The 8,740-nt window shown below is 34.8% G+C and carries 11 protein-coding genes and 1 rRNA gene; 7 read left to right on the top strand and 5 right to left on the bottom strand.

What is annotated here, in order from left to right:
• The 4 genes from BMX83_RS09955 to BMX83_RS09940 form a co-directional block, all read right to left on the bottom strand.
• Positions 1-278 (bottom strand): transposase (locus BMX83_RS09955; protein WP_143059505.1); only part of this gene is annotated, 278 nt, incomplete at its 3' end.
• A 137-nt stretch (positions 279-415) separates the two neighbouring features.
• The gene (locus BMX83_RS09950; RefSeq protein WP_091636605.1) at positions 416-925 is read right to left on the bottom strand and encodes a phosphatidylglycerophosphatase A family protein; all 510 of its coding nucleotides are present in this window, start codon (positions 923-925) and stop codon (positions 416-418) included.
• A gap of 19 nt (positions 926-944) precedes the next feature.
• Positions 945-1,946, bottom strand: coding sequence for an NAD(P)/FAD-dependent oxidoreductase (locus BMX83_RS09945; protein WP_091636603.1), 1,002 nt, complete (start codon positions 1,944-1,946; stop codon positions 945-947).
• Between the two features lie 36 nt (positions 1,947-1,982).
• The gene (locus tag BMX83_RS09940) at positions 1,983-2,465 is read right to left on the bottom strand and encodes a divergent PAP2 family protein (RefSeq protein WP_091636600.1); all 483 of its coding nucleotides are present in this window, start codon (positions 2,463-2,465) and stop codon (positions 1,983-1,985) included.
• 156 nt (positions 2,466-2,621) lie between these two features.
• On the opposite strand from BMX83_RS09940, the gene BMX83_RS09935 reads away from it, so the two are divergent.
• Entirely contained in the window at positions 2,622-3,215 is a 594-nt protein-coding gene (locus BMX83_RS09935) for a peptidylprolyl isomerase (RefSeq protein WP_091636597.1), read from the top strand.
• Positions 3,216-3,246: 31 nt separating this feature from the next.
• Positions 3,247-4,101, top strand: a complete 855-nt coding sequence (locus BMX83_RS09930) for an ROK family protein (protein WP_091636594.1) — start codon at positions 3,247-3,249, stop codon at positions 4,099-4,101.
• Between the two features lie 42 nt (positions 4,102-4,143).
• On the opposite strand, the gene BMX83_RS09925 is transcribed toward BMX83_RS09930, so the two are convergent.
• Positions 4,144-5,319, bottom strand: coding sequence for a MalY/PatB family protein (locus BMX83_RS09925; RefSeq protein ID WP_091636592.1), 1,176 nt, complete (start codon positions 5,317-5,319; stop codon positions 4,144-4,146).
• Between the two features lie 156 nt (positions 5,320-5,475).
• Here BMX83_RS09925 and BMX83_RS09920 point away from each other — a divergent pair, with 156 nt between their 5' ends.
• From BMX83_RS09920 to BMX83_RS09900, 5 genes are all read left to right on the top strand, one after another.
• Positions 5,476-5,853, top strand: a complete 378-nt coding sequence (locus tag BMX83_RS09920) for a CvfD/Ygs/GSP13 family RNA-binding post-transcriptional regulator (protein ID WP_091636589.1) — start codon at positions 5,476-5,478, stop codon at positions 5,851-5,853.
• 39 nt (positions 5,854-5,892) lie between these two features.
• Entirely contained in the window at positions 5,893-6,285 is a 393-nt protein-coding gene (locus BMX83_RS09915; RefSeq protein WP_245746664.1) for an NUDIX domain-containing protein, read from the top strand.
• A 27-nt stretch (positions 6,286-6,312) separates the two neighbouring features.
• Positions 6,313-7,662 carry a glucose-6-phosphate isomerase gene (locus BMX83_RS09910; protein WP_091636586.1) on the top strand — a complete coding sequence of 450 codons (1,350 nt, stop codon included), beginning with the start codon at positions 6,313-6,315 and terminating at the stop codon, positions 7,660-7,662.
• A 156-nt stretch (positions 7,663-7,818) separates the two neighbouring features.
• Positions 7,819-8,268 carry a GNAT family N-acetyltransferase gene (locus tag BMX83_RS09905; protein WP_091636584.1) on the top strand — a complete coding sequence of 150 codons (450 nt, stop codon included), beginning with the start codon at positions 7,819-7,821 and terminating at the stop codon, positions 8,266-8,268.
• 404 nt (positions 8,269-8,672) lie between these two features.
• Positions 8,673-8,740, top strand: a 16S ribosomal RNA gene (locus tag BMX83_RS09900); the annotation flags it as partial.

Below are 8,740 nucleotides of genomic sequence, written 5' to 3'. Positions count from 1 at the left end.
GGATTGTTCACGTCAAGTGCGATAGCGAGATCTTGATAGGACACTTCTGTAGTTAAGTATAACTCTACCGCATCTCTCTTGAATTGAACAGAATAACTCTTAATTTGACGACTGCGTTTCAAACTTTCTTTTCCCATTGCTTTATAACTAGCTACCCATTTTTGAATAGTTGTTTTACTGGATATCCCATATTTGTTGGCAAGGAATAAATATCCTCCTCTTTGATTTAAATAATCTTGAACGATTTTCATTTTTAACTCATAGCTATATTTAGCCATAAAAATACCCCCAAAAGTTAGAATTTTTAGGTCTAACTTTTGGGGGTCGGCTCACGGCTCATTATAACCCCAGCCTCTTTAATACTATCCATTTTTTATGTGACTCAAAAGCAGTCTTGACGATTCTACTTCACTAGTTATTTCATTATTTTAGAGATCCCAGGATTATCATGTGCTAGACGACTAGCGGCCGCAGCAGCAATAGCTCCTACAATATCATCTAAAAAAGTATGTGTTTTATTGGAATGTGTGTGGTCATCAAGACGTTTAATCAATTTTGGCTTTGTTTTATCTAAAAAGCCATAGTTAGTGAACCCAATAGAGCCATACACATTAACAATAGATAAAGCTAGGATTTCATCAATACCGTATAAACTTTCATCTTCCTCAATGATTTCTTGAAGTGGACTGGAAAGTTTACCTTCCTCAGTCAATACATCTAATTCAATCCCGGTTAATATTGCATTTTGAACTTCTCTCTTTCGAATAACTGCTTTAACACTTTCAAGGCAGGGCTGCATTGTAAGTTCTGCAAGGTAAGGTGATTGTAAATCATAAACTAATTCAGCGATTTCCTTTAATTCAACACCTCTATCATTCAGTTTTTGTAAAGCGACTTCATGTAATTTTGAATCTGATTGTACCATGTTATATTCCTCCTATAGTTTATTTGTCTAGTGATAATGTAGTACTTTGAATAGGTTGTGTATGTTTTTTCGGATAAATAGCATGTATGGCGTGATTTACTGCGGTAGGAGCTTCTCCAAAACCAGTCGCTATAAGTTTTATTTTTCCGTCAAAGGTTATACTATCTCCAACGGCATAGATACCATCGATAGATGTTTCCATTTTGCTATTTACTATAATATCTGATCGGTCGAGTGTAACGCCCCAATCCTTAATAGGGCCGAGCTTCGAAACAAAGCCATAATTTACGATGAAATAATCTAAATCGATTTTTTTCAATGCACTGCCTTTTGTTTCTTTAAAGACAACAGCATCTAAGGTATTGTTGTCGCTAATCATTTCATAAGGAATAAAGGGAGTTAAGATTTCAACACGTGACTCTTTTAATACTTCAACAGAACCCTCGTGTGCTCTAAAGCGATCACGTCTATGGACTAAGTATACTTTTTCAGCTACAGGTTCTAGCGTAAGTGCCCAGTCAACAGCAGTATCGCCACCACCGCAAATAACAACCGTTTTGTCCCTATATTGCTCAATTTGTTTCACTATATAATGAAGATTTGTTTCTTCATAAACTTCTGCATCTGGAATAGTCAATTTTCTAGGTTTAAAGGCTCCTAGTCCAGTAGCTATGATAATTGTTTTTGAATAATGTATTTCTTTAGAAGTCGTTATTTTAAATAAATGATCTTCTAATTTTTCTATTGTCTTTACTTCTTGCTCCAAACAAATTGTTTGATTAAAGTGTTGCATTTGAGCTGTAAGCTGGGAAATGAGTTGAGCTCCTGTAACTCCTGCATAACCACCGACATCATAAAGTGTTTTTTCAGGATATAGCAGTGAAACCTGACCCCCAAGAACAGGTAAGGTTTCAATGATTTTTGTTTTAGCATTTCTCATACCTGCATAAAATGCGGCAAACATTCCGACTGGCCCACCGCCAATAATTGTAATATCGTATATTTCATTTGAATCAGTCAAACATAAACCCTCCGTGTAAACTACCTAATAGTGTTTTTAATAAAAAAGACTAACAACAAGAGCAATGATGATCCCTGAGATAATTCCAAAAAAGACTTCGATAGGTTTGTGTCCAAGAAAGCCTCTGGATCTCAACTCTTCATCGTCGTCCTTCAGTACTTCTTCGTGATGATACTTTGAGAAAGCTTTTTTTAAATCATCAAAGTCTCTAATCAATCCATTTATAATGATACCATGTTCACCACTTTGACGCCTTACACCCATTGAATCGAAAATAACGATAATCCCAAAGGTAAAAGCAATAGCAACAAAAGGTGAGTTAACACCATACTCGATGAGCAAGCTTGTTATGAGAGCGGTCACTCCAGCCGAGTGTGAGCTGGGCATGCCGCCTGTTGAAATAGCCAAAGCAATTGTTGATGGACGCCTTAAAAAATAAGCAACTGGAATTTTAATGATTTGTGATAAAATAATTGCGGATAAAGCAGCAACTAGCGGGAAGTTTTCTAAAAGTCTCATGTAATAACATCCTTTATAAAAATGTGAGCACCTTTTTATAATAACACGAACAAAAGAAAAAAATCAGAAAAATGATCTATTGAAGTAAAACTTATTGGAAATATAATCAAACTAGGTTAAACTTAGGATATAACTAATGTAGGAGGAAAAATTAATATGAATGAATTTCCACAACTTAACAATAATAATACAGGTTTAGGTGCGATTATAAAAACCACTAAAGGAGATATGACGGTTCGTTTATTTCCAGAACAAGCCCCTAAAACAGTTGAGAATTTTGTAGGCCTAGCAAAAAAGGGATACTATGATGGTGTGATTTTCCACCGAGTTATACCTAATTTCATGATTCAAGGCGGCGACCCAACAGGAAGCGGCATGGGAGGAGAAAGCTTCTTTGGAGAAAATTTCGAAGATGAATTTAGTCCGCAACTGTTTAATTTGAAGGGTGCACTTTCAATGGCTAATGCTGGACCAAATACCAACTCAAGTCAATTTTTCATAGTGACAATGTCTGATATTCCAGAACAAATGGTCTCTCAGTTAGAACAAGCAGGTTTCCCAGAACCAATAATTGAAGCGTATAAAGAAAAAGGTGGCACACCTTGGTTAGATCAAAAACATACAGTGTTTGGCCAGCTTATAGATGGGGAAAATGTTGCAGAAACCATTCAAAGCGTGGAAAAAAATGCAATGGACAAGCCAAATGAGGACATCACTATTAAATCAGTAGAAATTGTTGATAACTTGTAGAACATCCCATAAAAAAGAAAAGAGGCATTCTATGTTAGGGGCAATTGAAGCAGGTGGAACAAAATTTGTTTTGGCTGTAAGTGATAATAATTTAGAAAATATTGAGAGAATATCGATACCAACAACGTTACCTCAGGAAACCTTCGCTAAGGTATTTGATTTTTTTGATAAGTATGAATTAGAAGCTATTGGGATTGGTTCTTTTGGACCGATTGATATAAACAAAAAATCAGCAACTTATGGATATATAACATCAACACCAAAGCCAGGTTGGAAAAATACAGATTTTTTAGGGAAAATGAAAGAAAGATATAATATCCCTATTTCTTGGACAACCGATGTTAATGCAGCTGCCTATGGCGAATTAAAAAAAGGCTCAGCTACTGATGAGAAATCTTGTTTATACCTTACAGTAGGGACTGGTGTAGGAGGCGGCGCAGTGATAAATGAAAAGCCGCTCGAAGGATATAGCCACCCAGAAATGGGACATATATTAGTAAAACCTCACCCGAAGGACTCGTTTAGCGGAACATGTCCATATCATAAGAATTGTCTTGAAGGCCTTGCATCTGGACCGGCTATAGAAAAAAGATACAATAAAAAAGCTGAAACACTTACTGATACTGATGAAGTTTGGCAAATAGAAGCCTATTATCTTGCGCAAGCGTTAATGACGTATACGTTAACACTGGGACCTGAGAAAATCATTCTCGGTGGTGGCGTTATGCACCAAAAACAACTATTTCCGCTTATAAGAGAACAGTATAGAGAGCTGATGAACGGATATGTAGAAACACCAGATTTAGAGGAGTATATCGTCCCACCTAAGTTATCGGATAATGCAGGACTTACTGGCTGTTTACTTTTGGCAAAAGAAGAACTATAAAATAAGAGCATTCCTCATCGATGAGGAATGCTCTTATTATAATTATTTACTAAAATGATCGAAGACCGATTTTATTCGATTTAATCCTTCTATGAGTATTGGCTCAGGGACTGCGAAATTAAGTCGCATGTAAGGTCCGCCGTTCGGACCGTAACTTATACCATCATTAAGTCCAACTTTTCCTATATCGGCAAATGTTCCTCTCAGTTCGCTAGGGTTAATCTCCAAACTAGAAGCATTAAACCAAAACAAATAAGTTGATTCAGGATTCATATAAGAAATATTTGGGAGATTCTTATCGAAATAATCAATTACAATCCTGCGATTAGATTCTAGTTTTGAAAGAAGCACTTTGTGCCATTCTCTTGAATTGGAAAAAGCAGCCTCTGTCGCTCTCATACCAAATGTATTAATGACTCCAAGCTCTGTTTCTTCTTGAACCTTTATAATTTTATTTTTAAGCATTTCGTTAAATACTATCATGAAAGAGGCTTTTACACCGGCTATATTGAACGTTTTAGTTGCAGAGTGGAGTGTCACAATCCAATTTTTGTATGATTCATTTAGAGTTACAGGAGAAACACAGGTATTTTCATGATAAACAAGATCACTATGAATTTCATCGCTGATGAGAATCACACCATATTTAATACATAGGTCGGTAAGTCTAATGAGCTCCTCTTTCGACCACACTCTACCGCCAGGATTGTGTGGGTTACTTAAGATGAATAGCTTAATGTTTTTTTTCTTGAATTGAGATTCCATATCCTTAAAATTCATTTCATAACGACCTTCTGAAAGGATTAGAGAGCTACGAAAGATGTGTCGATTATTTTTTTCACACATCGAATAAAAGGGTGGATAAACGGGGTCATGAATCAAAATACTATCTCCGGGTTCAGTGAGAGAAGCAATAGTTACTGCTATGGAAGAAAGTACACCTGGTGAAAAGAGAATATCGTTCTCCTCAATACGCATATCATGATAATCTTTTTGCCATTCAATGATAGCTTCTAAAAGAGAATTCCCAGGAAAACTATATCCCAGTATTTCCTCGTCAATGACTCTTCTTAGAGCTTCTTTAATGGGGATTGGACTATCGAAGTCCATATCTGCTATCCACATAGGCAAAACATCAGGGTGATTAAACGTCTCTTCAATCGTATCCCACTTCACACTATCTGTTTGTTTTCGATCAATTATTTTTTCAAAATCCATGTGATCTCTCCTTTAATATGAACTCATGCTCTAAGTATGTTTTAACTCGAACATTATATCAAGGGAAATCATCAAGAAAGTTTTCAATAAAAGTATATTCATGCTATACTATTTTTGATAATTCGAAAAATACCATGAAAGTAAAGAGGTGAGTTCATGGTCTACAAAATCGGACAAAGGGTAAGTGGAATAGTGACAGGGATTCAATCATATGGAGCCTTTGTTTCTATTGATGAAGACACACAAGGACTTATTCACATATCTGAGTTAAAACACGGATATATAAAAGATATATCTGAAGTAGTGTCTAAAGGTGATGAAGTTGATGTCATGATAATGGATATAGATGAATACTCATCTAAAATTAGCTTATCTTTGAGAAGTCTAGAAAAAGCTAAATATCATCCCTTTTCAAATCGTAAAAACATTTCTAGATACGGACGAAAAACGGGGATAGGTTTTCAGACGATCGATAAAATAATGCCTGTCTGGATTGAACGTGCCCTTAGAGAAATTGAAGTCAAAGGAAAGTAGACAATCTTTAAATTTAGTCATAGAAGGGTGTAAATAATAGTGATTAAGGAAAACCATTATGTTGCCAGTACTATTTTAGTTAAAGATGAAGACGGTCGTTATGTTTTTTTAGTTAAGGAAGAGAAAGAGGGGTATTCTTTTCCCGCTTCAATTGTTGAACCGGAAAAGACAGGACTAGCCTGTGTAATAAAAAGATTAAAAGAAATTGTTAATATAGAAATTGAAAATTTAGAATTAAATGAATTAACTAACGCAATTGTCGCTGATGATCGCATTCCTTTGTTTGTTTTTACTTATGAAAATGAAACGTTTGAGTCGCCAAAGAATTTATTAAAAGATGATAGTGATTTATCATGGGTGAATTCAGAAAATATTATTTATACATTGGAAGATTGGAAAATATCTGGAGTTCCACAATTCTTGTTTATATAAAATATAAAATTATTGGAGGAGAAAATTATGTCTTATATTACATTTGATGATTCAAAAGTAATTAATCAATTTATCAATAAAGAAGAAGTAGCGCACATGCAGTCACAAGTGAGTGCAGCAAATCAATTATTACGTGAAAAAATAGGTCCTGGAAATGAATTCCTCGGTTGGGTTGATCTACCGGAAGATTACAATAAAGAAGAGTTTGACCGTATAAAAAAAGCAGCCAAAAAGATAAAATCAAATTCTGACATTTTGATTGTTATAGGAATTGGTGGTTCATATTTAGGTGCGAAAGCAGCATTAGACTTTTTAAACCACTCTTTTTATAATGAGTTGAGTTCAGATAAACGTGAAACCCCTCAAGTATTCTTTGCTGGGAATAATATTAGTTCCACCTATTTATCAGATTTAATAGAAGTAATTGGAGACAAAGATTTTTCAGTAAACGTTATTTCGAAATCTGGAACAACAACAGAACCAGCCTTAGCTTTCAGAGTATTTAAAAATCTTTTAAAAGAAAAATATGGTGAAGAAGAAGCTAAATCTCGTATATTTGCTACGACAGATAAGGAAAAAGGGGCTTTAAAATCTTTAGCTGACACAGAAGGCTATGAAACATTCGTTATACCTGATAATGTCGGTGGGCGCTTTTCCGTACTAACAGCTGTTGGATTACTACCGATTGCGGTTGGTGGAGGAAACATTAAGAAACTTATGGAAGGCGCGAATCAAGCACGTAAAGATTTTGCTAATGATGATATCTCTAAAAACAGTGCTTACCATTACGCTGCTTTAAGAAATATATTATACAGAAAAGGGAAAGTTACAGAATTACTTATCAATTATGAGCCAAATCTACAATATTTTTCTGAGTGGTGGAAACAATTATTTGGAGAGTCAGAAGGAAAAGATCAAAAAGGCCTATATCCGTCAAGTGCAAACTTCTCTACTGATTTACACTCGTTAGGCCAATATATACAAGATGGTAGAAGAAATCTGTTTGAAACTGTAATAAAAGTGGATCGACCTAGAAAATCATTAACAATTCCTAAAGAGAAAGAAGACTTAGATGGTCTAGGTTATATAGAAGGTAAAGAGATAGATTTTGTAAACACAAAAGCATTTGAAGGAACAGTACTGGCGCACACAGATGGCGAAGTGCCAAACTTTGTTTTGACTATTCCGGATACATCAGAGTATACACTAGGATATCTATTCTACTTCTTTGAAATTGCTGTAGCTATTTCTGGTTATTTGAACAGCGTCAATCCATTTGATCAGCCAGGTGTAGAGGCGTATAAGAAAAACATGTTTGCTCTACTTGGAAAACCAGGATTTGAAGATTTAGCAAAAGAATTGAACAAACGACTATAAAATATCTATTTGAGAAAAGAGCATATGCTCTTTTCTCTTTATTTTAAAAATTAGTTATGTAGAGGAGTAAGAGGAATGGAAAAAATCAAGGTAGAATTAGCTCAATTAAAAGATTTAAGCATAGTGAAAATACTTTTGACTGACACAGCAAGATAGTTGAATTCTAAAGGCTCAACTCAATGGGCTGGTTTATTAAAAGGAGAAGATGTACATAATATAGAAGATGCTATAAGTCGACAAGAAGTTTTTCTCGCATATCGCTCTAATAAAATAGTAGGAACATTTACTTTATGGAGCGAACAATCCATATGGGATAAAGACTTATGGGGAGAAGATAACAGTAAAGAGTTTTTTTATCTGCATCGTCTAGCTCTAGCAACAACTGAACATGGAAAAGGTACTGGAAGGATATTAATAGATAAAGCAAAAAACATCGCCCTATTAGAAAACAAAAAAGGGCTACGTTTAGACTGTGTGGCTTCTAACTCCTATCTTAATAAATTTTATAAAAATAATAACTTTAGCTTTCAAAAAGTAGTTGAAAATTATTATAATGGGGAAGGTTATCAAGACTATCATTTGTTTTCATGGGAAAATGAAAATTAGATCAATTTTACTATTGACTCTATATAAATAAACTGGTATTATTAATCTCGTTGTTGCAAAAGGAATACAAAGTTGCAGCGAAAAAAAGTTAAAGTTCTTGTTGACATTTATCTTGCGAACAATTATACTAAAGTAGTTGTCGTATAGAAGAAGGGAACGCTTCCAACTGGAAAAGTTTCGAAAAAGAATTTGAAAAGTTCTTGACAACAAAAAAGAAACACTGTAGTATTATACGAGTTGGCACATCACGTCGCCAATAACTGAATGAAATAGATCTTTGAAAACTGAACAAAGTAAAACAACCAAATGTGCAGGGGTCTTCGATTCAATTTATTGAATCAAGACAACACAAATGAGTTAACATGTTTAACTCACAATTTTTAAATTGAGCTACATCAAACAATCAAATTGAGAGTTTGATCCTGGCTCAGGACGAACGCTGGCGGCATGCCTAATACATGCAAGTCGAACG

Source organism: Alkalibacterium gilvum, from assembly GCF_900109085.1.
GTDB classification, from domain to species: Bacteria; Bacillota; Bacilli; order Lactobacillales; family Carnobacteriaceae_A; genus Alkalibacterium; species Alkalibacterium gilvum.
The sequence above is the reverse complement of the archived record's forward strand: the minus strand, read 5'-3'. Positions and strand labels throughout refer to the sequence as shown.

What these genes read in the sequence shown, in the direction of transcription:
- BMX83_RS09950 (WP_091636605.1), bottom strand. Translation starts at nt 925, where the DNA reads ATGGTACAATCAGATTCAAAATTACATGAAGTCGCTTTACAAAAACTG.
- BMX83_RS09940 (WP_091636600.1), bottom strand. Translation starts at nt 2,465, where the DNA reads ATGAGACTTTTAGAAAACTTCCCGCTAGTTGCTGCTTTATCCGCAATT.
- BMX83_RS09935 (WP_091636597.1), top strand. Translation starts at nt 2,622, where the DNA reads ATGAATGAATTTCCACAACTTAACAATAATAATACAGGTTTAGGTGCG.
- BMX83_RS09930 (WP_091636594.1), top strand. Translation starts at nt 3,247, where the DNA reads ATGTTAGGGGCAATTGAAGCAGGTGGAACAAAATTTGTTTTGGCTGTA.
- BMX83_RS09925 (WP_091636592.1), bottom strand. Translation starts at nt 5,319, where the DNA reads ATGGATTTTGAAAAAATAATTGATCGAAAACAAACAGATAGTGTGAAG.
- BMX83_RS09920 (WP_091636589.1), top strand. Translation starts at nt 5,476, where the DNA reads ATGGTCTACAAAATCGGACAAAGGGTAAGTGGAATAGTGACAGGGATT.
- BMX83_RS09910 (WP_091636586.1), top strand. Translation starts at nt 6,313, where the DNA reads ATGTCTTATATTACATTTGATGATTCAAAAGTAATTAATCAATTTATC.